Source organism: Armatimonadota bacterium (assembly GCA_039679645.1).
Lineage (GTDB): Bacteria > Armatimonadota > UBA5829 > UBA5829 > UBA5829 > UBA5829.
This window is the reverse complement of sequence record JBDKUO010000005.1, coordinates 44,857-69,517: the sequence shown is the minus strand read 5'-3', so window position 1 is coordinate 69,517 and position 24,661 is coordinate 44,857. Positions and strand designations below refer to the sequence as shown.

Genomic DNA, 24,661 nt, shown 5'->3' with positions numbered 1-24,661 from the left:
TTGACGAATAGCCGCAGGAATCGGGGTTGCTTTCGCATAAAGCCTACCTGTTATGGATAGACTTGCGGATTTACACACTCATACTACAGCCTCGGACGGCTGCCATACTCCGACGCAGGTGGTCGAGGCCGCCGCGAAAGCGGGGCTTGCCGCTGTGGCGATTACGGACCACGATACTGTCGGTGGAATAGACGAAGCTCTGGATGCGGGCAGGCGATTGAAGATAGAGGTCATACCCGGAATCGAGATCAGCACAATTTATCAGGATAAAGTCGAGGTGCATATGCTCGGCTATTTTATCGACCACAAGAACCCCGCATTAATCGAGAAACTCGACGTACTTAAAAATGCCCGATGGGAGCGCGCCAGGCAGATGGTCGAAAAGCTCAACGCTGTGGGTGTGCCTATCGGTTTTGAGAGAGTATTGGAGATTGCGCAGGGTGGGGCTGTCGGCAGGCCGCATGTAGCCAGGGCTATATGTGAGGTTGGCGCGGCTTCTTCCATGGACTCGGCGTTCGGCAGGTTTTTGCAGGAAGGCGGGCCGGGATATGTGCCGCGATATAAGGTGACACCACTGGAGGCGATGGAGATAATTTCCGGGGCCGGAGGGGTTTCATGCGCGGCGCATGTGGCAAAGCTAAGGAGAGATGAACTCCTTGTGGAACTGGTCGGCAATGGTCTTCGCGCTATAGAGGTGAGTCACCCGGATCATTCTTCTGCCGGACGGAAGTTCTATAAACGTTTTGCGCGGAGTCGTGGTCTGATAGCAACCGGCGGCTCGGACGCTCATGGTTTCGCCGGGAATATGCGGCCGGGTGTGGGAGATGTGACCGTTCCATATGATGTGGTCATCGAACTGAGATTTGCATCTCGACTTAAGGGGGTGTAGTACATGGCTGACAGCAAAGCTGCCATGGAGGTCAGTCCTGTGGTTGCGGCCATAATCATTATCGCCGCGGTTGCGATTGCAGCCGGTATTATGAATTACATGGTCAATAACCAGACGGCGGCTTCCTCGAACTCCGAACAAGCGCCTGTGAATCCGGCTTCCAGCGGTGGGCAGGATCAAAATGGGCAAAGCACGCCTGCATCGCCCGCGCCGGCAAACCCGACTGCTCCACCTGCCTCGCCGGGCGGACAGTGATTTCCGAAGTGCCACCGCACGGGATATGGGGCACAATGGCGTGCCCCATCCCTACAATGGAACCACCTCTTCTCCGGTTTCGTCATCGAATTGGGAGGGTAATTTTTTTCGGGGGCCGCAAGACTATGCAAACACGCTGCGATGACGGGATTTATGTGATCGGAGTTGAAGAGAGAAGTCTGGAAGAACACCTGAAAAGTCTGACATTTCATACTACCCGCGGCGATTTCGAAGCCCTTCTACATACTTGCGCAACTTCACGCAAGGGAGTTATCATGCTCGGCGGATATAGCGGCGGTTTTGATGGCCCGGGCAGTGTCTTTGCCGATCTTTCCCAAAAGCTTTTCGATTCCGGTATTACCTCTTTGAGACTGGATTACAGGCATCCGGGCGACTGCGTTCAGTGCGGGATAGACACTCTGCTTGCTCTTCAATATCTGGATGACGATGCCATTCACAATGTGGTCCTGCTCGGGTGGTCATTCGGAGGCGCGGTTGCCATTACAGCCGGTTCGCTCGCCAGGGGCATTCGCGGAGTAGCGGCGATCTCGACAATAGAAGTGGCCGACTGCTGCGCCAAACGGCTGCGTTCCAAGCCACTCCTGCTGATCCATGGAGAATCCGACCTTACCTCTCCCGTCGCTTGGCCAAAGAGGATATATTCACTTGCCGAAGGTCCTCGTGATCTGATCATATACTCAGGTGTCGGGCATGATATGCAGGCAGTCGGTGGGCGCTTGGTAAAAGACCTCGCTAATTGGATACTTCACACGCTCAGTCAGCATCATTACTAAGCAATTTGACTGCACGTTTTGGCCTACCGTACTATATTTGTTGAGCTTGTAAGGTTTGTTTTTCTTCCTAATGGGTAATAACGATGAGGCTGGGCGAAGGAGAAAACAATGCTCACTCGAATATTCTATATGCTGTTTCTTGCTATGGCAGTGAGTTGTCTATTATCGCCAGCCCGGTCGGATGACAAGAAGAATGCCAACGGAGGAACAATTAAAATGCACGAACTATCCCCACTTCCCTATGATTACAATTCTTTGGAACCATATATCAGTGAGCAGATTATGCGCCTGCACCACGATAAGCACCAGGCTGCATATGTCGCGGGCTTGAACAAGGCCGAAGAGGAGCTTGTAAAAGCACGCGCGGAGGGCAATTATGCGGTAGTCTCATACTGGGAGCGGCAGCTTGCGTTCAACGGCTCGGGTGATCTGCTGCACACCCTTTTCTTTACAAGTATGGCTCCTAACTCCGGGGGCGAGCCGGCTGGAGACCTCGCCGACCAGATAAAGAAGGACTTCGGCAGTTTCGATGCCTTTAAGAAGCAGTTATCAGCCGCGGCCGTCGGGGTCGAGGGCAGCGGCTGGGTTGTACTGGCCTGGCAGCCTGAGTTTGAAAAGCTCTACATCACGCAAATCCTGAACCATCAGAATAACGAGCTTTCGGGAGCGCAGCCGATACTTGCGCTGGACGTATGGGAGCACGCCTATTATCTGCAATATCAGAACAGGCGCGCAGACTGGGTCGAGAACTGGTGGAACGTGATCAACTGGAATAATGTTGCCAAGAATCTGGCAACGGCCCTGTCATATGTGCCTGAAAAAATCAGTGCGAGTATGTAACTGCTTCGTCGATCGTGTATCGTCTGATCGTTGAGACTTGCCGATACACGGTCGACCATCCACTTTCCACGATCAGACCATCAACGATCAAACTATCTATTGACATATAACTGCACAGGTCGTAATATGACCTCACAGTTAGGAATGTGTGAAAGGGGAAAAGTTATGCGCATTACGAGTCGGATATTCGGGCTCCTGGCGCTGCTGTTGATCGCAGTCGGGCCGGCACTGGCGGAGAAATCGGAGATAACCTTTGCTATCGGCGGTGGAGTGTTCAAACCTACGGATTCGGCGACAAAAGCCAAATTCGACGATACGTGGACGCGGGTCAGTATTACTTCGTTTGAACCGAACAAACCGGACAAATGGCGGTTTATATCCGAGGGCGGATCATATAAACTCGACGGCGGAACATCGGACGTGAGTCTGATCCCATTGTCACTCGGTTTTGAGCGTGGCTTCGGCGAGAGCAACAATGTGCGCCCATACATCGTGTTGCGCGCAGGTCCTTACTATGGCAAGCTGCAGGATGCCACTCAGGGCATTGATGAAAAGCACATCGGGCTTAACACAAACATGTCTTTAGGGCTTGTCTTCAGCCGCCGCTATTATCTGGAAGCCAGGTATGACAATTTCAGTAAGATGGCCGGGTATGATTTCAGTGGATTTTCTATCTACGCGGGTATGAAACTCTTTACAGTCAAGCTGTAATAATAAATCCCTCCGGGCGCTGAACCTGGAGGGACACAATTACAATTTAGTATTTTATATTTTATATTTTTTATTTGCTGTCTTATATCATTGCCCAGGCTTTGTTTAGAGCGCGCTTGGCATTGGCGATCACTATCTCGGACGACTCGCCGAATGCCGCGACAGGCTTAACCTCGAAACTCATAGGCTTGGGTCCCTGATCGTTGAAGTATCCGATCTTGAAAAGTCCCTGTATAAACTCCGCAAGCTCGTCCACTCCGTTCTCCCCGCCGCAAAGGCCAAAGCGCGGGTGCTCATCACCGTAAGCGGGGTGAGACGGGTCCTTCATCACGCAGTTTCCGATGTGAATGTGGACCAGCACATCCTTTGCCGGTTCCAGCATCTCCATAGTCTTCTCACCGAGCAGCGGCATGTGGCTCAGGTCGAGCATTAGGCCAAAGCTCGGGTATTTTGCCTTCACCTTTTCAGCAAACGCGACTGAGTCCTTAGTCGGACCGAGGATTGTGTTTTTGCCGTATGGCACCTGATCGAATGTCTCCAGTGCGATAGGCATATTGCCCTTGCCCTTGGCGTATTCGCAAATTTCGGTTACGGATTCATAGAGCAGCTCAAGGCCCTTTGCTTTGCCGGCGGGACCTGGGTCTTTACCGCTCAAAAATGCCGTAGCCATGCAGCCCATCTCGTATGCCTCGTCGATGTCGGCCTTGATCTGATCGACGGCCTTCTTTCGAGCGGCCTCGTCCGGGTCATTGAGATTGAGCTTCTGGCTCATAAGGGTCGGCTGTCCGCCGAATGCATACTTCATACCTGCCTGCTGGAGCATCGCTTTCGCGGCCTTGCGGACCTCGGGGTCCTTCATCCAAGTGATCTCGACGAGCGTGAAGTAGTCGTCCTCACAGATCTTTTGCAGTGTCTCAAGGATCGGACCGTCGCCCTTGATCGTCTGCGGATAAGCCATAAAGTGGATCAGACCGACGTCAGCATACTTGTAGATTGAGCCTACGCTACCATCGCAGCACATTTTCGTATTTCTCCTGTCTGTTTATAATCTGAATTGCGCGGATTTACCGCAACGCGGATCAATTATTTGATAAACTGCCGGAAGCTGCCGCCGAAGAGGTCGGCTACATCACGGCGTATTTCTTTTTCGGTTACTTGCCAGCCGGTCGCGGCAAGATCGATATATTTGTCTACCAGCGCCTCGCCTATAATGCGCCGGGAGTGAGCCCACTTGTATATAAGCTGATCAAGCACGCGCGCATCGGAGTGCTGTGGAGTCATGCTCAGTCCAAGCAGTTCCAGGCGCATACGGGCCATCTCGTCAATGAGGCTGGGGTTGTTGAGGAACCACCAGCAGCCGAATATGTGCAGGTTGCGGAACTTGCGCGCGGCCACGCAAAGCTCGTGCTGGTTTTCTCGAGCGAGCATCGTCACCAGGAACTTCACGTCCGGGTGATTGCAGCACAGATGCTCGATCACATCAATATTACTCTTGCCAACTGAGTCACCTGCCAGGCGCAGCGCCGGGTTGGTGAGTTTCTTCACCCCGACCATCAGCGCAAGCGGTTTGCCCATCTCGGCAGCCACCGGCAGCACACACTTTTGTATTAGTCGTCCCCTCGACGATTCCTCCGGGAACGCGAATGTCGGAGGGAGAGAGACCGCCATATATACGGCGTTTATTTTTGTGATCCAGTCGGTAAGGAAGCGTCTGACTTCGGAATTCGTGTCACCGCCGAAGCCTGTATCCACCTCATAGCCCATTTTATTTAGCGCATGGACGGCGTTATCCCAGTTGTTGAGCAGGATGTCGATGCGCAGCGCCGCTTTGAACCTGGGGTCGACCGGCGTGTCATTAAGCCACGATGGTCGTTCGAGGTCGTCGAACGGATCGTTTGTCATAATTACACTGTCCAGATTGGCGATCTTGAAAACCAGGTCCACATAGTCGTCGGCCTTCTTTTCGGCAAAAAATTTGCGGTATGATGCCAGGTCGCGTGAGGAAGTGTCGAGCCCGAGCGCATTCAGAGTGGTCAGCACTCCCCGACATGCCTCGCTGACCGGCGAGTGATCAATAAAGAGTGTCTTCCACACAAGATCGGCCTGGTCGGTCTTGGACATTGTCCAGAACTTTTCATACGTGATATCGACCCAGCGCATGGTCTCGGCAACCAGGTAGTGATAGGTCAACAGTTCGTCAATTCCCCAGAGCAGAATTTCTCCAAAGCAGTGTGGATAGATATGAGTGTGGATATCGGTCACCGCTGTCTCCATGACAGCCCTCGTGACCATATCTCGGATGTTGGTAGTGGTTATTTCCATTATTCTCCCGTATCGTGTAACCGTTTACATTGTCAGGAATAGAATAGTTCCATTCGCGATCATTGTCAACTGAAACATTGACAAAAGAGGCTGAGTTCATGGATAATACGGTGTCTCTTCAACGAGATCGGTAATTGAATCCGTTGATGCAGGCGTCGAGTAAACTATCAAATTCCTTTATTCATTGTCCATTTGTATAAATTACATATGGCGGCGGACACAAGGATGTGGTACAATTAGTATTGTACCGTATTAGTATATGATCTGACTATTATATAAGCTGGCAGACAAGATGAATCTTCGCCAAACAGAGATAAGCAAACTTTTAACATCAGAGCAGGAAGTCAGTGTTCAGGACTTGGCTGAGCGCTTTGGCGTGTCTCAGATGACAATCCGGCGGGACCTGTCATATCTTGAGGATGAAGGTCTTGCCATTCGAAATCATGGAGGCGCTATAGTTGCAGGCAAGCTGCGTTACCTGCGCGGTGCAATCCCGGAGCAGGATGGCTCTTCCAAAAGCATAGCTATGGGAAAGCTTGCGGCAACCCTGATAAGTGATGGGGAAACCGTAATGGTGGACAGTGGGCCTTTCTCATTTGAGGTTGCCCTTCAACTTCCGCGAGATATGGGAATCACACTCGCCACCACGTCTCTTGGAGTTGCGCAGGCTCTATACGGGTCACGTGTCAAAATTCTGCTTCTAGGCGGTTTTCTCAGAGACGACAGTCCCAGTCTCTTTGGACCCTTGACGGAGCAGGCGCTTGTGGGTCTTACAGTAGACACTCTGTTTGTGGACTGTGACGGCGCGGACAGCAGGGAAGGCTTTTATGTTACCGATCTTCATGCCGCGTCCCTGAAGCAGGCGATGATACGTTCTTCGTTCCGTGTTGTTGTGGTAGCGGACAGCTCCAAGTTCAATCGCCGTTCATTTGCTCGCTTTGCAGTCCCTCAGCAGGTCCAGTATCTGGTAACTGATTCCGGAATTTCCCCACGAGACCGCGCCAATCTTGAAGAACGCGGCGTCAAGGTACTGATTGCCGAAGATGAAGATTAGTCTGCGATTTCTTTGAGGACTTTCATCACATTATTTTCGCCGCGCCCGAAGTAGTCATGCAGCTTCATATATTCGGCAAAGAGCCGCGAATATATGGCGTGATTTTTCGGATCGGGCTTGTAACTGATGTCCTTTACAGATGCCATCTTCTCCGCAGCCTGGGTTACGTTGTCATACCCGCCTTTTGCCCTGCCTGCGGCTACAGCTCCCCACATAGCCGAGCCTAGCGCGCATGTCTGGGCGGACGCGGCTACTTTGAACTCTCTGTTTGTGACATCCGCATATATCTGCATCAGCAGTTGGTTCTTCTCCGCCAGACCCCCACAGGCGACGATTTCGTCAACGGCAATACCATTGCGCTCGAAAGCGTCGATTATTACCTTCGTGCCGAAAGCAGTCGCCTCGATGAGAGCCCGGTATATATCTTCAGGCTTAGTGTCCAGCTTCATGCCCACGATCATGCCGGTGAGGTCGGCATCTACCAGCACGCTTCTGTTGCCGTTCCACCAGTCGAGAGCCAGCAGACCGCTCTCGCCCGGCTTCAGCTTCGAAGCTTTTTCGATAAGCAGATCGTGTATGCCGACCCCGCGAGAATCTGCTTCATTAATATATGATGCCGGGACGCAGTTTTCGACAAACCATGCGAAGTGGTCTCCCACACAGCACTGCCCGGCTTCAAAACCGTAGTATCCCGGTATGACTCCGTCCTCGACATACCCCGAGATGCCTTCGACATTTCTGGGCTGCCTGCCGAGAATGATATGGCAACTGCTGGTGCCCATGATTATTACCATCGTGCCGTCTTTGGTGACTGTGGCAGCCGGGACAGCGGCATGCGCATCAATAACAGAGACTGCTACTGCTGTTCCGGGCGCAAGTCCTAAAATTTGAGCCATCTCTGATGTAAGCTCGCCTGATTTTGCTCCTACAGGCAGGATATTACGGTTCATCTTCTCATCGATTATGTGTTCAATCCTCGGGTCCAGCGCGCGCAGGAAGTCATTTGACGGGAAGCCTTCTTTTTTGCTCCACATAGATTTATATCCCGCTGCGCATGCGCTTCTTGCCTCGACGCCGGTGAGCTTCATTGCGATCCAGTCACCCGCTTCTATGAACTTGTCCGCCGCATCATATACCTCTGGTGACTCATCGAGTATCTGCAGGACCTTCGGAAAAAGCCACTCTGAGCTGACTTTGCCGCCGTATCTGTTCAGAAAAGTCTCACCCAGTGCCAGGGCTGTTTCTGTTATTCTGTTCGCCTCCGGCTGAGCCGCATGATGCTTCCAGAGCTTGACCCATGCATGCGGGTTTTTCTCCCACCTGGGGTCGAAGCACAATGGATCACCATTTTTGTCTATGGGCAGTATCGTGCATGCAGTGAAGTCCAGGCCTATCCCGACTACGTATTGAGGCTTCGCGTCTGCATCTGCCATTACGCTTCGGACGATTTTTTCAAGAGCCGTCAGGTAATCACGAGGGTCCTGAAGAGCCCAGTCAGGCGGCAGTTTCTCGCCCGAGGCGGGCAACACATCGTCAATCACACCGTGTGGATACTCATAGACGCTTGTCGCGACCTCACAGCCGGTCTCTACATCCACCAGCAGAGCGCGGGCTGAGAGCGTTCCAAAGTCGATCCCCAGCGCGTATCTCATTACCGGACCATCTCCCAGACGGGTTTTGTGCGCTTATCTTTTGCCGGGCCGAGGATTATCGGGGTTATTCCATTGATCTCGCAGTAATAGTTAAGCTCTTTGACCACATCACCAAAGACTCCCTGGGCATGGTTAGCCGGGAATGCGGATATAAACTCATCTATGCTGCAGTCGAGCTTCGCGTGCACGTGCGGCCATGTCGGGTCTGTCTGCGCATTGAGTCTCTTTCGCTCTTCGGCGGGCAGGTCCACAACTTCACCCGGCACAATCGCCATGAAGGGCTTCTCATCCCAGAGTCCGAGTCTGGCGAAGGTCATTTTGCCGGGCGCGGCATCGAATTCGACCGATGCTCCGCCTGCTTTGAAGTAGAATTCCATGGCAGGGTGGAAAGTGATTGTCTTGAAATTTTCTTTCGGGTCACTGCTGCGGGCAGCATACCATGATGAATGGTTGCCTGAGTTGCACCAGTCCCAGATATCTAGCTCGGGGTGATACAGCCTGACATCCATAAACAGAGTAGGCAGCCCGCCGGTGACATATTTGAGTGCCTGCATCGTGAGGGCTGCATAAGAATCGGCCTCAGTAGCGCAGACGGTCGGTTCTTTGGGCCCCCGCCAGTCATAAGGATCGTTCATCATCATCTCGGGTATATCGCCCAGGCAGACATATTCGGCAAGCTCCCGTTGGCCCTTCAGACCGCAGAAATCAAAGCCTTTCTCCTTATTGACCGCTTCCATGGCCAGGTATATCCCGATCTGGGTCTTCAGAGTTTCGGGGGTCAGCATCTTGCCGTCATAGAGCAGTCGGTCCCCCAGGAGCTGTTCGAACCACTTGAGTCCGGCCTCAATATCTTTTTGAGGGATAGTTTTCAGGGTTTCGACAAGCTGGAGTTGGTCTATCTGGCAGCAGGTCGTGCCGAATGTCTTGAGGGTGGGGGTGAGATGGAAATAACCCGTCTCCATGCCCATTGCGTGCCCGCCGTAGAGCCCGTAGACCTCGTTTTTCATAGTCGTAGCGGCCTGTGAAGCCCTCAGCCATGCAAAAACGCTTTTCTGGACTTCTGGATCGTCGATCTCGCCTACGATACGGTGAGTCCGCCTGCCTGCCTGTCTTAGAGCGCCGTCGCTTGCCAACAGACCGACATTGCCGGGATATTTGCCGTTGTTGTTTGAGAGCGAGAGTATAGGCACATCGGCGCCAAGGCTGTTGACCAGCGGCCATGCCAGAAACGGGAAGTTCCAGACGTTATAGCACATAACAAGCTGCTTCACATTAGCCCGTGCCAGTTCTTCTCCCACTTCCTGAGCCACTCTGACCGATGTGATGGTCTTGGATGCCGTGATCACCTCCGGCGCGCTGCCGTCCCGGTTTTTCATGCCATTGCGGATAATGCCCGCCCATCTGTCGACTACAGCCATATTTTCACTGATGTTTTGTGTCCAAACATGCTCGCGTTCGTCGTTGAGCATAACCAAACCGATAGGTGTGCTTCTCATCTGATCGCCTCTCTGCTGCGGATTTTGAATATATACTAGAGAAAGAAAAAAGAGGTGTCAAATCTGCTTGACCAATGCTGCTTGGCATGCTAAAGTGTCCCAAGTCTGGTTGCGTCAAACAAGATCGCACTTCACGCAACCGAATCACAACTGAGTCTGACAGTTGTGGGCTCTTTGCTCTCAGCTCTCAGCTATTTCCGAGAGAGGAAAAGGATGGACTATAAAGGTTTAGATCAAATTGTTAAGTCGATCAGGGACAAGCACGAGGCATTCGTGCAGGTTGGAGCCCTCAGAAAATGGTCTCATAAGATTGTAGACGGTTTCGATGAGCCTTGTGATGCTCTCTTCGCTGGTGAGCATGAAGTAGTGGACTGCGGATTTACTTGGTCATCCGCACGCGGCGATGCATGGTTTTGGAAAGAGATTACTTTGCCTGAGGAAGCCTACGGTGTCAGCCTAGCAGGTTCGCCTGCGGATTTTATCTTTATATTTCCAATAGGTTCTACTATATTTCTGAACGGTAAGCGGATATACCACGAGCCGTTCTGGTCGGACACAAGAGCGATAGAGCTTAAGGTGCTGGATAGTTGCAAGCCAGGTGAAAAGCTGCAGTTTGCTATCAAGGCAAAGAGCGGGGACGGCTTTGGGGCATTTCTGGACACATTCCTTAGAATAGAGTCGCTGGATAAAGTTGGCTGTGAGCTGGATGTATTTGCCGAGCAACTCGATATATGCAAGTACTTAACACAGTCAGCTCCCACCCCTGAAAAAGAGTCTCTGCTTCAAAAGGCGGCAGGCGCAATTGATCTTGACGCTCTTGAAAGCAACGACTGGGCGCGCTGGCGTGAGTGCGCGAAGAATGTGGTTGAAATTCTGATGCCGTTCGATACAGAGGCGAAGAAGTTTGAGATCAATCTCATCGCTCACTCGCACATAGATATGAACTGGCTCTGGCCGTGGAACGAGACTGTCGATCTGTGCAAGAGAGACTTTTCATCCATGGACTCGCTTATGAGCCGTTATGATGGCTTTGTATTCTCGCAGAGCCAGGCGGCGGTCTATAAGGCCATGCAGGACTATCACCCGGATGTATTTGAGCGCATCAAAGAGCGCGTCGCTCAGGGCAAGTGGGAAGTAACTGCCAGCACTTGGGTCGAAGGCGATTTGAACATGGCTATGGGCGAGACACTTGTCCGTCAGATACTCCACTCCAAGCGCTATCTGCGTGAAAACTTCAATATAGAGCCGAAAGTCTGTTGGGAACCTGATACGTTTGGCCACCCGGTCACCTATCCGCAGATTCTCAAGAAGAGCGGCATCGATTACTACTACTTCTGCCGCAGTGGCAAAGGTTATCCGGTCTTCATGTGGCAGTCTCCCGACGGCTCGCAGGTGCAGGCTTATAACGACCTGGGTTATGGCGGAGATGTTTGCCCCTGGGTCGTAGGCGAGTTGGGCAAACGCGTATACGAGCAGACCGGTTTGAAAACAGGAATAAAAGTTTACGGAACTGGCGATCATGGCGGAGCGGCGACTGCGCGAGATATAGAACGAGGAATCGAGCTCGGTAAGACTCCATTTTACCCGAAGACAAGGATGAGCAGCTTTGTCAATTTCCAGAAAAAAATTAAGGCTTCCGGCGTTGAATTGCCGGTAGTCGAGGACGAGCTGAATACGATCTTCGAGGGCTGTTACAGCAGCCATGGCGATATAAAATGGCTCAACAGATATGGTGAGACGAGCCTGCTTACTGCTGAGACTCTTGCCGCGCTAGCCTCAATCGATGCCGGTTTTGACTATCCGACCCAAACTCTGGCCGATGCCTGGAAGAACCAGAGCTTCCATCAATTCCACGATATACTCTGCGGGTGCGCTATAGGCTCGACTTATCGAGACGCTGCCAAGGCCTTGAAGCCTTCGCAGGACGCGTTCAAGTCGATAATTTCCGACTCTGCGTCCAAATTCGCCGGCAAAGTGGATACCGGTTCGGGTGAACCGAAGATCGTGGTCATCAATCAGCTTGCCTGGGAGCGCACTGATATTGCAGAGGTCGATGTGAAGTCCATCGGCAAAGACCCGGCGAATGTGTCGGTAAAAGACGAATCGGGCAATCTCTTCCCCGCCCAGGTCCTGGACGGCAAGCTGGTGTTTGTGGCAAAGGATGTGCCTTCACTGGGTTGCAAGGTCTATTCCATCGTTAATGAAAATGCCGACACCGACATAAAGGTCGATGAGGCTGAACTGACAATTGAGAACGACCTTATCAAGATAAGTGTCAATCCGAACTCCGGCGCGGTCAGCTCTCTCCTGCTCAAGAAAGACAACATCGAGTTTGCTCAACCCGGGCAGGGCTGGGGACCCGAGGGCAAGGTCAACGCCGGTATGCTCAACCGCTTTATGATCTACTTTGAGCAGCCGCACCCTATGTCCGCCTGGAATATCGGCGACATCACCAAAGTGGAGAGCCTGATATCCGGGGCAGAGGTCAAATTGATTGAGAGCGGCCCGGCGGTGGCTGTTATTGAAGTGAAGCACAAGTTCCTCAACTCCGGCCTCACTCAGCAGATAAGGGTATACGCAGGTATGGAGCGGATTGATTTTGTCACCGAGGTCGATTGGCACGAAAAGGGTGGGGCAACGCACGACGCTCCCATGCTCAAGACTACCTTTACTCCATACTTCGGAGACAGCAAAGCGACTTATGAGGTCCCGTTCGGAGCCGTTGAGCGCACGGCCAACGGTCAGGAGGTCCCCGCGCTTCGCTGGGCCGACCTATCCGACTCCAAAGCAGGTATCACGCTTGCAAACAACTGCAAATACGGCCACAGCGCGCAGGGCAATACTCTTGCTCTCACGCTTGTCAGGGCTTCGTATGAGCCGGACAACAACCCGGACGAGGGTCTGCACCACTTCACTTATTCGATCTTCCCGCACATGGGAAGTTGGAAGGAATCAAATGCAGTCAGCGGCGCATCGCAGTTGAATCAGCCGCTGGTTAGCGTAATAGAGGCGGCTCACTCAGGCGCTCTGAAGCCTGGTGAGGGTATGCTCAGCCTTAACTCTGATAGTGTGGTTGTCTCTGCTGTGAAACTTGCTGAAGACCAGCCGGGCGAGGGCGCGGCGGTTATAGTAAGGCTCTTTGAGAGCAATGGTGAGCCCGCTAAGGCGGTTCTTTCTACCAAATGGTCTGTGATAAAGGCCGAGGAGACAAACATGCTGGAAGAGCAGGGCAAGGCTCTGCAAGTGGGCGGCAACTCCATAGCTCTGGACTTTGGCAAGAGCGAGATAAAGACAGTAAAGCTCTACGTCAAAAAGTAGAGAGATGAGAGTGGAGAGTGGAAAGTTTCCATTCCTACTAGTGTTCGGACGCGATATCTGATCGCGTCCGAAACAGAAATCCCGCAATTTCTGGCTATAGCTTGAGATGACGGGCATTATAGGTTATATAAGTAAATAAGGGCCGGGATCACTCGATCCCGGCCCTAAGTGTTGTTGAGATCAATAGTAGTTCATGGAAGATTCAGAAGAACCAACTTCCACTATATTATAGTATCTGTCGAGAGTATAACTTACATATACCGACTTTTGCTGATTGGAATCGTCTACATAAGTATGCTTTGCAAATGCGGTATAATAGCCGTCCGTCCGCTGCCTGACCGAATCCCATACAAACCCGACTGTATCCATCTGGTCTATTGCGTCGGTTGTCATATTTGCATAATCATCCGAATCGACTGAGTAGTCGTAGCTGCCGTCCAGCAGGATTGCTATCCGTTGGCCGGAGTTGATATGTCTCTTGATGAGATCGACCCTGCCGTTGAGCCATGCGCTTCGGATATCGGAGAGCGCACTATCAAGCTCGGTTGCGTTCTGCCTGTATAGATAGTAGCCATTGTTGATGACTACCGGCGCAGAGCGATATTGCACATGGATATAAGGCTCAATATAAACATGCGTCACACTCACATACGGTAGATAGCCGAAGTAGAAATAGACCGACCTGCGGCAGTTGGATGTATTTCTTATATCGAATACCCAATGTGTATAATGAGCAGGTCTGTAGTCAGCGTGCGATGGGTAGCGATATTGAACCGTGATCTTGCGACGGACCGGGGGTTGATAATTCCTCGGTTGGCCGACATGTCGATCACGGTCTCTGTTTCTATCCCAATCGCTTACGTGCCTGTCGGGCTGGTTTGGTCGGTTCTTATCCTGCGCCGGATAGGACCAGCGATCATTCTTGTCATCGCGGCCATTCTTTGCGTCGCGATTGTTGTTATCCGGGCGCTTGGAGTCCCTTGCGTTGTCCTTGCTGTCGTGATCGCGTCTTGAGACGTTTGGTTTGTCGTTTTTGCCGTGGTCTTTATTGTCGGGGCGGTCGGCAAATGCGCTTCCGGTAATAACGAAGCACAGTGACAGGATTAATAGTGCCTGCATAAAGCGAGTCGGATGAATGAAACTTCGTGTTGACATTTCGATTGCCCTCCTCATTGCGTATACAATACATTAGACGCAATACAAGAGCCTTGATTTCAAGAATTTTGCAATTAATCCTTAGGTGCGAATTATGTTGATCTTGATGCTGCCAGCAGTAGTTGGAAAGCTGCATTCGTGGGCTGAGAACGACTTCATTTGACGTCCGTCAATCTCCAGACCGGTCACTTTTATCGACCTGGGCAATATCATCCGGCATGTTTTGATGTCTGCAGCGCACTGTAAATCTATGTCGATAGTGTTTTTCGATACCTCTAGAGAATATGTAATGCGGCCGCCGGATATGGGGAAACCGGTGATTTTAATTTGTCGCCCCGGAGCAAGCCACTCTGCGGGTATGCCTGACGCGATCAATACAATGCCGTTCGATACACGCACGAGCATGTTGCGTATCAGGCTGATATATGATGCGCACATCCATCCATGAGGCATATCACCTGCCGCGAGGGCTAAGCTCTTCATATTCATCCCCTCGGGCCAGGAGTAGAAGCCGTTGGTGGGGTCGTGGTTTATACTCCATCGCATGATAGATGCCGAGCGCTCATATTCTCGCAGGGTCAGATAGTCCATTGCAAGGTCCAGACCGGAATAAGGCCAGAACTCGCCTTTGTGCTCGAACCCTCCGTTATGCGGTTCAATCCACTTTTTCCAATACACATCAAACGCAGACCGGACGAACGGATCAGATGTATCCAATACTCCGCACGGCCATATTCCACAGGATGTTCCGCGCGCCATAGCCGAACTTGTCATATCCTGCGGCCCGTTGGGGATATAGTCCAGCGAGTGCTTCTTTGCCAGCGTGCGGATACTCGCCCAGGTCGCGCCCAGAAGTGACTGAGCCTGATTGCTGATCTGCTTTGCATCTTCATGGTAGTCTAGTGTTTCGGCTGCATATGAGGCGTCGCGAAGACCGCGCACTGCCCAGAAGTCGTCCCAATAGTGCTGCTGCCTCTCTGAACCCAGGTCCTCCGCCGACATTGATGGTGGTAAAATTCCATTTGCATCAATACGCTGTCTATCGATATACCGTGCTGCGGATTTGATAGCAGGCCACGTCCGTCGCAGACTCTTTATATCGCCCGTGCGGCGATAGAGCTGCACAAATGTGTATATCGCCTGGCCGGGCGCGTCATATTCGCTGTCTTCGTTTGTACCAGTATGCGGGCGAAAGCCTCCATTTGGAAGCTGCATGCGATAGAGTTGTTTTAGACTGTTTGCGGCCAGGTCCTGCCGACCGGCAAAGTAATAGGCATCGGCTATATAGGCGTTGTCGCGGACCCAAAACGGCCCGTATATGGCGGAGCCGGGTCTGGGCGCGCCGTTATCACTCAAGATCATCAGATATGCGAGGCTTGCATAGAAACAATTGGTGTAACGCTTGTCCGACAGTGACAGCCTTACATGGTTTAGCTGCTTATCCCAACTTTGCCTGAAGGATTTTAGAGCCTTGGAGTAATCGGCGTTTCGGGAAAGGGGTTTCCAGAAACAACGGGTTGTGCCCGGCATAGGCGCTTTGAATGTGAGAGTTTGGGTTTCGCCGGGTTTGATGTTTATCTCATAGCCGATTGCCCCGGATATGATTTGCGCTTTGGCATTGGTTTTGAGATCACCGTATCTGGGCAGAGTGCCGTTTGCTATGTAGCTCGTTATGTCTATCAGCTTGTTGTTTTTCTTGCCTGAGATGACGGCTCCGAAACCCTGCGGCTGATTATCGCAATAGATACTCTGTGTGCCGATCTGGAATGTGCGCTTCTGATGATCGTAGCCGATGCTTTTCGCGCTTTGCATCTTGCCTGTCACGCCGTATGGCAGCGCCGCCAGGAACATATTAAGTGAGCGAGTGCGCCGGGTGGTATTTTTTATGGTAATCGAGGAGAAGCAAATGTCCGTCCCATCAATAGGCATGACAAACGACATGATCCGCGCGCTGATGCCTTTGTCGGACCATTGAACTACCGGAGCGGGTAGGCTGCCGTCCAGCAAAGACCTGCGCGCATGTTTCGGATTGAGCAGGCTGTGCGACTGACGGTCGTAGAGATACCAATAGGCGGCGTAATCATTCCTGCCGGTCTGAATGGATCCATCCAGACCGACATATGCTTCTATGGGTGAATCGATACTGCCTATCACAGTCCAGAGCTTGCCGTCTGCCGAAGGAGTGAAGTCAGCAAAGAGAGATTCCCTCGGTGACACGTTTAGCTTTATATACAAAAGCGCGGCTATACCCAGAAGGAAGATGACGGCGGATGAATACTTTATCCAGCGATGTAATGGCATAATTTAATCGGAATCCGACCGATTCTGGGCGTCGAGTTTTTCTTTCTGTTTGCTCGCGCACACCGGGGCGTCCACGAACGCATATATTTGCAAAAAGATGGCTGCAAGCGCAAAGATGACAGCTAACGGAGGGAGGTTTTGCATAAAGGCCGTGAGACGATCGTCGGGACGATATGTGCTTACGTCGGGCGTAAGCAGGTAGAAGAACACCCAGAAGACCATAGTGACAACAAAGATCACAACGCCCCTTACGAACTCGCCATTATATATCTGGCCGAAGCCGGGAGCAATCGAGAGGATGGCGGCTATAATAGGGCTGCGCGCGGGTTGGCGGTATTTCTTGGGGTTTTCCAATATGTCATGCAGAAGGTCCTGCTGACGCTTGCCTTCGGCTATCTGCAGGATCGCCTTCGCGTATTTTTCCTCAGCGGATGCGCACGACTTATCGGCTGACATTATGGCCTTATATGCCTCGGCAGCCTGCTCCAACTTGCCGCGGGCAAAGAGCATATCGGCGGCAAACTCCCGCGCACCCAAGTCATCGGGTGAGAGTTCGAGAGCCTGCTTAATTGTACGCTCAGCCTCGTCATAGTCGCCTCTGCGCCTGTGCACATGCGCGGCGGTCATCAGCCGGTCAAATTCTGTTTTTTGTTTGATTTCCATATCCTGCGGTTTATTGAGTCTCTCGCTCCAGCTTGACCGCGGCCTCTTTCCAGAGAGATTCGATGTCGTAATACTCGCGCTCTTCGGCTGCGAATATATGCACGACCACGTCTCCGTAGTCTACCAGGACCCACTTTGCCTGCGTATAACCCTCGGCATGGTCCTTGCGCAGGCCGGCTTGTTTGCCGTCAACCAAAAGCCCATCCGCGATGGCTTTGATATGGGTATTGGATGTGCCGCTGCAGACCACAAAATAGTCAGCCAAAAGCGTTCGCTTGGCTACATCCAGCACCTCGATATTTTCGGCCTTCTTCTCGTTGAGTATTCTAATTACTGTGTCCAGTTTTTCTTGTGTTTCGATAGTTTTGACTCCTTGCTAGTCGCTGTAGTCTCGTCCGACGATAACTGTTATATCCGCTTTATTCTTACTATCTAACTTTGATTCCTCGCGAATGTCACTGCAGTTCATCAGCTTTGCAATTTGTTCAACCGGTTTAGTTCTGCCTTTATGCGTTATAATACAGCCTTCAGGATAATCGGACGGCGCATTATCCGTGTGGGTTACTTCAAAACCCGCATTTTGCAATTTTACTGCAGCCCTGCGCGCGGCTCCCGTTATGCCGGAACCGTTCAGGACCTCGATTTTGGGCGCATCCTTACTGCTGCTTCCAAGGAAGAGCAGATTGTGCGATATTACTAATTGAGCCTCGTCCATGTCGGCGACCCAGTAGCTGGCTCCATGGATATTTTGCGGGTGACCCGGAAGAACGTTCATAGTCATCTCTTCAGGCTTGAAATCTTTTAAGAAATCGGCCAGACCGTCCCAGTCGGACAGGTTGAGGTTGCTCATTATATATTTCTTTTCATAAGCCTGGCGCAATACGTCCGCTCGCCCGCGTTTGGTCGAAATGCTCAAGACCCGGTTTGCAAGCGCGCGCATAAAATACTGCTGTCGCACGATCCTGCCTGCAGCGACCATCTTGCCGTCTTTCATTTTGTAGCCGCTGTCGCCGGTCGCGTCATGTCTGAATCGCACGTAACCTTCAGCTTCTCTGCCGCTCAAAAGCTGCTTATCGGGGCTCGCATGAAGGTTGATATGCAGACCACCATGATTGTCGTTGTAGTGCATGTCTTTGTCGACGACAATATATACGCCGCCGACCAAATCGACCAGCCCTCTGAGGCCAGTGGTGTTGGTCATGACGTAATAGTCGATAGGCACGCCGAGAAGGTTTTGAACGACCTGCATGGCCAGCTTAGGGCCGCCATGAACATTAGCCGAGTTGATTTTGCATGTGCCATGATTTGGAATTTCGACCATTGTGTCGCGAGGGATGGAGACCGCCCGCACTTCCTTGGTCTTGGTGTCGATGGCCATTACCACAAGCGTGTCCGACAGACCGTAGCCATTGGCATTGCGCTTTGAAGTGTCGTCCTCACCCATCATCAATATTCTGACCTGACGCTTATTGCCGAAAGGACCATTCAGCAGCGACTCCCAGCCGGTTCCTGTCGCTCGCATGGATGGAAGTATTACAGCCAGGAAACTTCCCCCGGCAACTCCTAACGCGGCTCCAACAACAACAACCAGGGCAATTACCCAAAAGGATGTGCCTCGCATCCTTACCCCCTGTATAAACCATTATTCATGATATAGTTTTCCACCGATTCGGGCACCAGATATCTGATCGACTTGCCTGAGCGCACTCTCTCGCGCAGGTCGGTGGAGGATATGTCCACACCGGGCATCTTCAGCGGCTCGATATTTCTCGCAAAATCATCCGGCAGGAGCTTTAATGTGTCTTGCACTTCCTGACCTGGTCTGTTCGCTACGACTATCTTCGCCAGTTCCTGGATGCCGTATGGGTCGCGCCAGCTCATCAGCATTGCGGCCTCGTCGGCTCCAAGCAATAGACGGATGTCGACATCGCCATAGAGCTGCTTCAATTGTAATAACGTATCTATTGTATAAGACGTTCCGCCGCGCTCGATTTCTATGGTCGAGCACTCGAAATACGCATTGTCTTTTACGGCAAGGCATGCCATTTGGTGCCTCGCGAGCGCAGGAGCTATATCATTGCCCGTCTTGTGAGGCGGGTCGGATGCTGTTATAAAGAGCACCTTGTCCAGCCCGAATCTCTCCCGCGCCTGCTCAGCAAGGATCAGGTGGCCATAATGGATCGGGTCGAACGTCCCTCCCATCACTCCCAGGTGACAGGTGTTGGGTGTCGGGTGATTGGCGGTTGCTTCTTGTTGTTTCGGGAAACCCTTTTCCCGAAACAGCTTATCCTCTGAGCTGGCCATTGCCCGTCACTATATACTTATACGTCGTCATCTCCTCAATGCCCATAGGCCCGCGCGCATGGAGCTTTTGAGTACTGATACCCATCTCGGCTCCTTTGCCGAATTCATAGCCGTCTGTAAAGCGTGTAGAGACATTGACAAACACAGCCGCCGCGTCGACCTGGTTTGTAAACTTCCGCGCCGCACTGTAGTCTTGGGTCACAATCGCCTCAGTATGCCTGCTGCCATACTCGCCTATATGTTCGATTGCTTCATCAATCCCCGAGACGGTCTTTATGGCGATTATCAGGTCGAGATATTCGGTTGCCCAGTCCTCCTGGGTCGCTTCTTTGAGCCCGGGCACGATGGCGCGAGCCTTTTCATCAGCTCTTATTTCAACGCCCGCATCGGCCAGACGCTTACATATTACAGGAAGAAATTCAGAAGCGATTTGTTCACTCACCAGCAGAGTCTCCATTGCATTGCACACGCTGGGGTTCTGGACCTTGGCGTTAAAGACGATCTCTTCGGCCATTTTGATATCCGCCGCGCCGTCCACATATACGTGACAGTTGCCGTCGCCGTGTTCGATCACAGGGATGGTCGAGTTTTCTATCACGGTTTTGATAAGCCCCTTACCGCCGCGAGGAATAAGGCAGTCAACGTACGGTTTCATCGTCATAAGCTCGCGCGCCGCCGCTCGGTCGGTGGTTGTAATAATCTGGACTGCGCCGTCAGGCACACCGAGTGCAGTTATCGCATCGCTTATGAGCTTGGCTATGGCGAGATTTGAATTGATCGCTTCGGACCCGCCTCGGAGTATCACCGCATTGCCGGACTTCAGGCAGATCGCTGCGGCGTCTGCTGTCACATTTGGCCTGGACTCATATATAATCCCGATCACACCGATAGGCACGCGCACTCGCCGTACCTCCATCCCGTTCGGACGCAGGTAGCCGTCGATGGTCTCGCCCACAGGGTCGCGAAGAGCAGCTATTTGCCGGACACCGTCAGCCATCTGAGAGATCTTCTTATCGGTCAGCTCAAGACGTTTGAGCATGGCCGGGCTGATGCCGGACTTTTCGGCTGCCGTAAGATCCTTTTTGTTTGCATCGAATATGGCGGCCTTGTTAGCCTCGAAAGAGTCGGCCATTGCCATCAGCGCCTTGTCTTTTACGGCGGCTCCAAGTGAAGCCAGTCCAGGCGCGGCGGCTTTAGCCTTTTTGCAGATTAACTCGACTTCAGACATTTACCTTGCTCCTCGGGAAATAGCTGAGAACCTTTCAATTATACCAATCATACCATGCATATTATACAGTGCCTGGCGTTTCGGATACAAGGCGGCGCGTTGACAAAGCTTATTGTATGGATTATAATACTCATTATAATGACTATTATGAGTTGGAACACATTACATGGCCATTGGGCAAATGACGAACAATCACCTATATAAAGCGGTCTATGAAGCTCTTCGGGGGCGAATAATAGCTGGAGACTATCTGCCCGGTGACGCATTGCCGTCGGAACCCAGGCTCAAAGAAGAGTTTGGGGTCAGTACTATCACAGTACGCCGGGCCATCCATGAACTTGCGCTTGATGGTTTGGTCGAGCCACGGCAGGGCGTCGGCAATATAGTGCGTGAACCTGCAGACAGCAGCGTAGTGATCGGTATGTCCAGCTTTACAACTGACGTTGCTCATGGCAGGCTCAGACTTGTGCGAACTCTGCTGGCCGATGAAATGATTCCTGCCGCACCGGACATAGCCGAAAGATTGCATGTGCAGCCCGGTTCGGTGCTGCGGCATCTCGTCCGGTTGGACTGCGAAGGCAACGCCCCGCTTTCTACTGATGAAGTCTTTATCCCACCCGCGTTCGCCTCGGCTATAACAAACGAGATTGCTGCCTCGCCGACGTTTATGCATCTTTGGCAGGAAGCATCCGGGCTTCAACTCATGCGTACAGATTACGAGATATGGGCTGAAAAGTCATCTTTTGATGACCAGCAGACCCTACAGATCACGCAGGACTGCCCTGTGCTGGTCACAGGCGAACTTGTTCAAGACAATAAAGACATGCCGTGTGCATGGATCGTCAGCCGGTATCGAGCCGACAGGGGCAGGCTTTCGGGAACAGTAGTGCTGGCACAGAGAAAGACCGAACGCGGAGTAATTGGAGAATAACTATGTTTGCCGGAACCGACAGGACAGATATCACCCCCGCCTACAGCGTGTGGCTGGATGGGATGATAAGGGACCACAAATCCGAGGGCGTCCATGACCCTATATATGCGCATACGGTTGTGATCTCAAACGATAAAGACGCTAACGACTGCATGGCGATAGTCTCACTGGATGTATGTGTGATCGGCACACCGTCAGTAGACAAAGCAAAAGAACTGATCACTCAGAAGACAGGCATATTCCACGACAGGGTTATCATAGCCGCAACCCACTCGCACTCAGGCCCGGCGGCATTCGGCATCTTCCAGGAGATGGAAGAAGGATACGTAAATGAACTGATCGGTCTCATAGCCGGCTCGGTCGCAAAAGCTAAAGCCAATATAAGGCCGGCAGCCATCTCATGCTGCAGTGGGCGTGAGGAGACAATCAGCCACTACAGACGTTTTACCGACGTCAACGGCAATATAGTCATGTATTGGGAGCAGGACCCAACCGAGGGCAGGATTAAAGTGTTGGGCAAGCCCGACCCGGAGGTCGGCGTGATGAAAGTTGTCGACCCCGATACCAACGACCCTATCTGCGTGCTCTTTAACCATGCAGGCCACCCGAATGTGATGTCCGGCGATAACTACATGATCAGCAGCGACTACACCGGGGCTGCTGCCAGAATAGTTGGCGAAAAACTCGGCTGTGAAGCGATATTTGTAAACGGCGCGCAGGGCTCTGTAGATATGGACAACTGGCGGTTTCGCGATTGGGCGGCTGTTGAGATACTTGGCGGACGCCTTGCAGATGCAGTAATCGCAGCATGTAAAGGCTCAGAGGCATCAAAATCTACACAGATCAAGTTCGCCAAGACCGGCTATATCCTGCCGCGCAGACAAGTCACAGACCAGGAAATCGCCTGGGCGGATGAAGTCCTCAAGCAGACCGGTGGGTCATTTGCAGCAGTGGCCGATGGAGTCGGAGATGATTACAAGGCGACTTTCTACAAAAAGATCCGCAATCTGCAGGGCCAGGACATCCGGATAAATCAGATCGCTTTCAGCATCGGCGACACGGCTTTTATCAGTTTTCCGGGTGAACTCTTTACAGAGATAGGCCTAAAGATCAAGGCGCGAAGTCCTTTCAAACACACTTACATAATTGGTCTTGCGAATGGCTATGTAGGTTACGTGCCGACACGCGAAGCCATAGGCCAGGGGGGCTATGAAGTCGAGACAAGACATGTCGACGAAAATGCAGCCCAGGCAATTGAAGATATGAGCATAAAACTACTCGAAACCTGTCATGCGTCATAACATCTTGCGTCACAACGTCGAGATGTAGCGCGCGACAACCAACTGAGCGGCAACGGGTTCGGGCTCTTAGCTCTCCACTCTCCGCTCTCAACTATTTCTAGGGAGGAAACAAATGTCTGAGAAATTGGCAATTGACGGCGGCGCCCCGGTGCTGGCGCGAAGCGATTTTAAGAACTGGCCCATTATCGGTAATGACGAGCGCAGGCTGGTTAACGAGGTGCTCGACAGCGGCATCCTTGCCGGCGGTACTGCCCCGCAGGTAAAGGGTCTTGAAAAAGAGTGGGCGGCCTATAATGGCGCAAAGCACTGCCTTACCACCTGTTCGGGCACGGCTGCTCTTCACATGGCTCTCGCCGCTGCAGGAGTCGGACCCGGCGATGAGGTTATCACATCGGCGTTCACGTTCCTTGCATCAGCTTCATGTGCTATTCATCAGAATGCGATCCCGGTCTTTGTCGACATCGACCCCAAGACCTACTGCATGGACCCTGCCAAGCTGGAAGCCGCAATTACCGAGCGCACTAAGGCTATCATTCCCGTCCATATCCAGGGCTGCCCCGCCGATATGGACCCGATAATGGCAATCGCCAAGAAGCACAATCTCTTCGTGATAGAAGACGCCTGCCAGGCCCATGGAGCCTTGTATAAAGGCAAGAAAGTCGGCACCATCGGTAACGTCGGTTGCTTCAGCTTGAACAACTTCAAGAACCTCTGCGGAGGCGAGGGCGGTCTGTTCATCACTGACGACGAAGATATTCTCAACAAGGCTGCGCTGGTCCGCTGTTTCGGCGACGAGGTAGATGAAGTTAGCCGCCGCAGGGTATATAACGCCTCTATTCTGGGCTATATGTATCGCAACCAGGAACTTCCTGCAGCTCTCTGCCGCGCACAGCTCATGCACCTGGATGAGTTCAATACAACTCGCATCGCAAACGCCGATTATCTTACCAAAGAACTGAGCAAGATTCCCGGCGTCATACCGCCATATTGCCCGCCGGAGGGCAAGCACGTTTACTTTATGTATAACGTCAGGTTCGATCCGAAGGCTGCCGGAGTCGATTGTGATCCTCTGAAGTTTAGAATCGCTGTGGAGAAGGCGCTTTATAAAGAGGGAATGCTGCTGGGTCAGTGGCAGACCATGCCAGTCCCCGCACAGGACCTCTTCCAGAGCAAGCTCGGTTACGGCGGCTCGGGCTATCCGTGGAGCATCAATGAGGCCAAGGGCATCAAGTATGACTACAGCGTGGATCAGTTCCCTGTAGCTAAGAACCTCTGCGACACTTACACAATCGTTCACGGAATCCATGCTCCTAACGGCAAGGACCTGATGGACAAGTTTATTGTAGCAGTGAAGAAGGTCTTCGCCGATCTGCATACTGCTATCGCTCATGCAGATGACGAGATCTACCCTGGAGCCGACGGAAAACTCTATGGCGCAGGTTAGTAT

Annotated in this window: 21 protein-coding genes; 10 read left to right on the top strand and 11 right to left on the bottom strand. The window is 52.2% G+C overall.

All coding sequences use genetic code 11. The features are described 5' to 3' along the window. Positions 1-52: 52 nt before the first annotated feature. The 5 genes from ABFD83_01015 to ABFD83_00995 all read left to right on the top strand — a co-directional run bounded on the left by ABFD83_01015 (position 53) and on the right by ABFD83_00995 (position 3,489). A complete protein-coding gene (locus ABFD83_01015) occupies positions 53-889 on the top strand; it encodes a PHP domain-containing protein (GenBank protein ID MEN6355643.1) in 837 nt (278 codons plus the stop codon). 3 nt (positions 890-892) lie between these two features. Further along, positions 893-1,144, top strand: a complete 252-nt coding sequence (locus ABFD83_01010; protein MEN6355642.1) for a hypothetical protein — start codon at positions 893-895, stop codon at positions 1,142-1,144. 125 nt (positions 1,145-1,269) lie between these two features. Next, the gene (locus ABFD83_01005) at positions 1,270-1,938 is read left to right on the top strand and encodes a hypothetical protein (GenBank protein ID MEN6355641.1); all 669 of its coding nucleotides are present in this window, start codon (positions 1,270-1,272) and stop codon (positions 1,936-1,938) included. 216 nt (positions 1,939-2,154) lie between these two features. After that, positions 2,155-2,778, top strand: coding sequence for a superoxide dismutase (locus ABFD83_01000; GenBank protein ID MEN6355640.1), 624 nt, complete (start codon positions 2,155-2,157; stop codon positions 2,776-2,778). Between the two features lie 165 nt (positions 2,779-2,943). Further along, positions 2,944-3,489 carry a hypothetical protein gene (locus ABFD83_00995; GenBank protein ID MEN6355639.1) on the top strand — a complete coding sequence of 182 codons (546 nt, stop codon included), beginning with the start codon at positions 2,944-2,946 and terminating at the stop codon, positions 3,487-3,489. 82 nt (positions 3,490-3,571) lie between these two features. On the opposite strand, the gene ABFD83_00990 is transcribed toward ABFD83_00995, so the two are convergent. Beyond that, positions 3,572-4,510 (bottom strand): sugar phosphate isomerase/epimerase family protein, encoded by a 939-nt coding sequence (locus tag ABFD83_00990; GenBank protein ID MEN6355638.1) that lies wholly within the window; start codon positions 4,508-4,510, stop codon positions 3,572-3,574. A gap of 62 nt (positions 4,511-4,572) precedes the next feature. Continuing rightward, positions 4,573-5,811: a glucuronate isomerase gene (locus ABFD83_00985; GenBank protein ID MEN6355637.1), complete on the bottom strand. Its 1,239-nt coding sequence runs from the start codon at positions 5,809-5,811 to the stop codon at positions 4,573-4,575. Between the two features lie 292 nt (positions 5,812-6,103). Here ABFD83_00985 and ABFD83_00980 point away from each other — a divergent pair, with 292 nt between their 5' ends. Next, the gene (locus tag ABFD83_00980) at positions 6,104-6,865 is read left to right on the top strand and encodes a DeoR/GlpR family DNA-binding transcription regulator (GenBank protein ID MEN6355636.1); all 762 of its coding nucleotides are present in this window, start codon (positions 6,104-6,106) and stop codon (positions 6,863-6,865) included. Here ABFD83_00980 and ABFD83_00975 read toward each other — a convergent pair. Both ABFD83_00975 and ABFD83_00970 read right to left on the bottom strand, forming a co-directional pair. Continuing rightward, positions 6,862-8,517: a ribulokinase gene (locus ABFD83_00975; GenBank protein ID MEN6355635.1), complete on the bottom strand. Its 1,656-nt coding sequence runs from the start codon at positions 8,515-8,517 to the stop codon at positions 6,862-6,864. The two genes, ABFD83_00980 and ABFD83_00975, sit on opposite strands and share 4 nt — an antisense overlap. Continuing rightward, positions 8,517-10,013 (bottom strand): fucose isomerase, encoded by a 1,497-nt coding sequence (locus ABFD83_00970; protein MEN6355634.1) that lies wholly within the window; start codon positions 10,011-10,013, stop codon positions 8,517-8,519. The genes ABFD83_00975 and ABFD83_00970 overlap by 1 nt, the downstream gene beginning before the upstream one ends. Before the next feature lie 213 nt (positions 10,014-10,226). Between ABFD83_00970 and ABFD83_00965 the strand changes: the two genes are divergently transcribed. Next, positions 10,227-13,331, top strand: a complete 3,105-nt coding sequence (locus ABFD83_00965) for a glycoside hydrolase family 38 C-terminal domain-containing protein (GenBank protein MEN6355633.1) — start codon at positions 10,227-10,229, stop codon at positions 13,329-13,331. Positions 13,332-13,511: 180 nt separating this feature from the next. Here the strand turns inward: ABFD83_00965 and ABFD83_00960 are convergent, their stop codons facing one another. From ABFD83_00960 to ABFD83_00930, 7 genes are all read right to left on the bottom strand, one after another. After that, positions 13,512-14,486 (bottom strand): hypothetical protein, encoded by a 975-nt coding sequence (locus ABFD83_00960; GenBank protein MEN6355632.1) that lies wholly within the window; start codon positions 14,484-14,486, stop codon positions 13,512-13,514. Positions 14,487-14,567: 81 nt separating this feature from the next. Further along, complete coding sequence (locus tag ABFD83_00955; GenBank protein MEN6355631.1) at positions 14,568-16,787, bottom strand: hypothetical protein; 2,220 nt, start codon at positions 16,785-16,787, stop codon at positions 14,568-14,570. A 3-nt stretch (positions 16,788-16,790) separates the two neighbouring features. Further along, positions 16,791-17,450: a tetratricopeptide repeat protein gene (locus ABFD83_00950; protein MEN6355630.1), complete on the bottom strand. Its 660-nt coding sequence runs from the start codon at positions 17,448-17,450 to the stop codon at positions 16,791-16,793. Positions 17,451-17,460: 10 nt separating this feature from the next. After that, the gene (rsfS, locus tag ABFD83_00945; protein ID MEN6355629.1) at positions 17,461-17,781 is read right to left on the bottom strand and encodes a ribosome silencing factor; all 321 of its coding nucleotides are present in this window, start codon (positions 17,779-17,781) and stop codon (positions 17,461-17,463) included. A gap of 45 nt (positions 17,782-17,826) precedes the next feature. After that, positions 17,827-19,071: an LCP family protein gene (locus tag ABFD83_00940; GenBank protein ID MEN6355628.1), complete on the bottom strand. Its 1,245-nt coding sequence runs from the start codon at positions 19,069-19,071 to the stop codon at positions 17,827-17,829. Positions 19,072-19,073: 2 nt separating this feature from the next. Next, positions 19,074-19,754: a nicotinate-nucleotide adenylyltransferase gene (nadD, locus tag ABFD83_00935; protein MEN6355627.1), complete on the bottom strand. Its 681-nt coding sequence runs from the start codon at positions 19,752-19,754 to the stop codon at positions 19,074-19,076. Beyond that, the gene (locus tag ABFD83_00930; protein MEN6355626.1) at positions 19,735-20,982 is read right to left on the bottom strand and encodes a glutamate-5-semialdehyde dehydrogenase; all 1,248 of its coding nucleotides are present in this window, start codon (positions 20,980-20,982) and stop codon (positions 19,735-19,737) included. Before ABFD83_00930 ends, nadD begins: the two co-directional genes overlap by 20 nt. Before the next feature lie 166 nt (positions 20,983-21,148). On the opposite strand from ABFD83_00930, the gene ABFD83_00925 reads away from it, so the two are divergent. The 3 genes from ABFD83_00925 (at position 21,149) to ABFD83_00915 (ending at position 24,658) form a co-directional block, all read left to right on the top strand. Further along, a complete protein-coding gene (locus ABFD83_00925; protein MEN6355625.1) occupies positions 21,149-21,913 on the top strand; it encodes a GntR family transcriptional regulator in 765 nt (254 codons plus the stop codon). 2 nt (positions 21,914-21,915) lie between these two features. Next, positions 21,916-23,214 carry a neutral/alkaline non-lysosomal ceramidase N-terminal domain-containing protein gene (locus ABFD83_00920; protein ID MEN6355624.1) on the top strand — a complete coding sequence of 433 codons (1,299 nt, stop codon included), beginning with the start codon at positions 21,916-21,918 and terminating at the stop codon, positions 23,212-23,214. A gap of 112 nt (positions 23,215-23,326) precedes the next feature. Beyond that, positions 23,327-24,658, top strand: coding sequence for a DegT/DnrJ/EryC1/StrS family aminotransferase (locus tag ABFD83_00915; GenBank protein ID MEN6355623.1), 1,332 nt, complete (start codon positions 23,327-23,329; stop codon positions 24,656-24,658). Positions 24,659-24,661 lie beyond the last annotated feature (3 nt).

What these genes read in the sequence shown, in the direction of transcription:
- ABFD83_00990 (MEN6355638.1), bottom strand. Translation starts at nt 4,510, where the DNA reads ATGTGCTGCGATGGTAGCGTAGGCTCAATCTACAAGTATGCTGACGTC.
- ABFD83_00995 (MEN6355639.1), top strand. Translation starts at nt 2,944, where the DNA reads ATGCGCATTACGAGTCGGATATTCGGGCTCCTGGCGCTGCTGTTGATC.
- ABFD83_00955 (MEN6355631.1), bottom strand. Translation starts at nt 16,787, where the DNA reads ATGCCATTACATCGCTGGATAAAGTATTCATCCGCCGTCATCTTCCTT.
- nadD (MEN6355627.1), bottom strand. Translation starts at nt 19,754, where the DNA reads ATGGCCAGCTCAGAGGATAAGCTGTTTCGGGAAAAGGGTTTCCCGAAA.
- ABFD83_00975 (MEN6355635.1), bottom strand. Translation starts at nt 8,517, where the DNA reads ATGAGATACGCGCTGGGGATCGACTTTGGAACGCTCTCAGCCCGCGCT.
- ABFD83_01005 (MEN6355641.1), top strand. Translation starts at nt 1,270, where the DNA reads ATGCAAACACGCTGCGATGACGGGATTTATGTGATCGGAGTTGAAGAG.
- ABFD83_00980 (MEN6355636.1), top strand. Translation starts at nt 6,104, where the DNA reads ATGAATCTTCGCCAAACAGAGATAAGCAAACTTTTAACATCAGAGCAG.
- ABFD83_00970 (MEN6355634.1), bottom strand. Translation starts at nt 10,013, where the DNA reads ATGAGAAGCACACCTATCGGTTTGGTTATGCTCAACGACGAACGCGAG.
- ABFD83_00960 (MEN6355632.1), bottom strand. Translation starts at nt 14,486, where the DNA reads ATGTCAACACGAAGTTTCATTCATCCGACTCGCTTTATGCAGGCACTA.
- ABFD83_00930 (MEN6355626.1), bottom strand. Translation starts at nt 20,982, where the DNA reads ATGTCTGAAGTCGAGTTAATCTGCAAAAAGGCTAAAGCCGCCGCGCCT.
- ABFD83_00915 (MEN6355623.1), top strand. Translation starts at nt 23,327, where the DNA reads ATGTCTGAGAAATTGGCAATTGACGGCGGCGCCCCGGTGCTGGCGCGA.
- ABFD83_00965 (MEN6355633.1), top strand. Translation starts at nt 10,227, where the DNA reads ATGGACTATAAAGGTTTAGATCAAATTGTTAAGTCGATCAGGGACAAG.
- ABFD83_00950 (MEN6355630.1), bottom strand. Translation starts at nt 17,450, where the DNA reads ATGGAAATCAAACAAAAAACAGAATTTGACCGGCTGATGACCGCCGCG.
- ABFD83_00985 (MEN6355637.1), bottom strand. Translation starts at nt 5,811, where the DNA reads ATGGAAATAACCACTACCAACATCCGAGATATGGTCACGAGGGCTGTC.
- ABFD83_01015 (MEN6355643.1), top strand. Translation starts at nt 53, where the DNA reads ATGGATAGACTTGCGGATTTACACACTCATACTACAGCCTCGGACGGC.
- ABFD83_00920 (MEN6355624.1), top strand. Translation starts at nt 21,916, where the DNA reads ATGTTTGCCGGAACCGACAGGACAGATATCACCCCCGCCTACAGCGTG.
- ABFD83_01010 (MEN6355642.1), top strand. Translation starts at nt 893, where the DNA reads ATGGCTGACAGCAAAGCTGCCATGGAGGTCAGTCCTGTGGTTGCGGCC.
- ABFD83_00940 (MEN6355628.1), bottom strand. Translation starts at nt 19,071, where the DNA reads ATGCGAGGCACATCCTTTTGGGTAATTGCCCTGGTTGTTGTTGTTGGA.
- ABFD83_01000 (MEN6355640.1), top strand. Translation starts at nt 2,155, where the DNA reads ATGCACGAACTATCCCCACTTCCCTATGATTACAATTCTTTGGAACCA.
- ABFD83_00925 (MEN6355625.1), top strand. Translation starts at nt 21,149, where the DNA reads ATGGCCATTGGGCAAATGACGAACAATCACCTATATAAAGCGGTCTAT.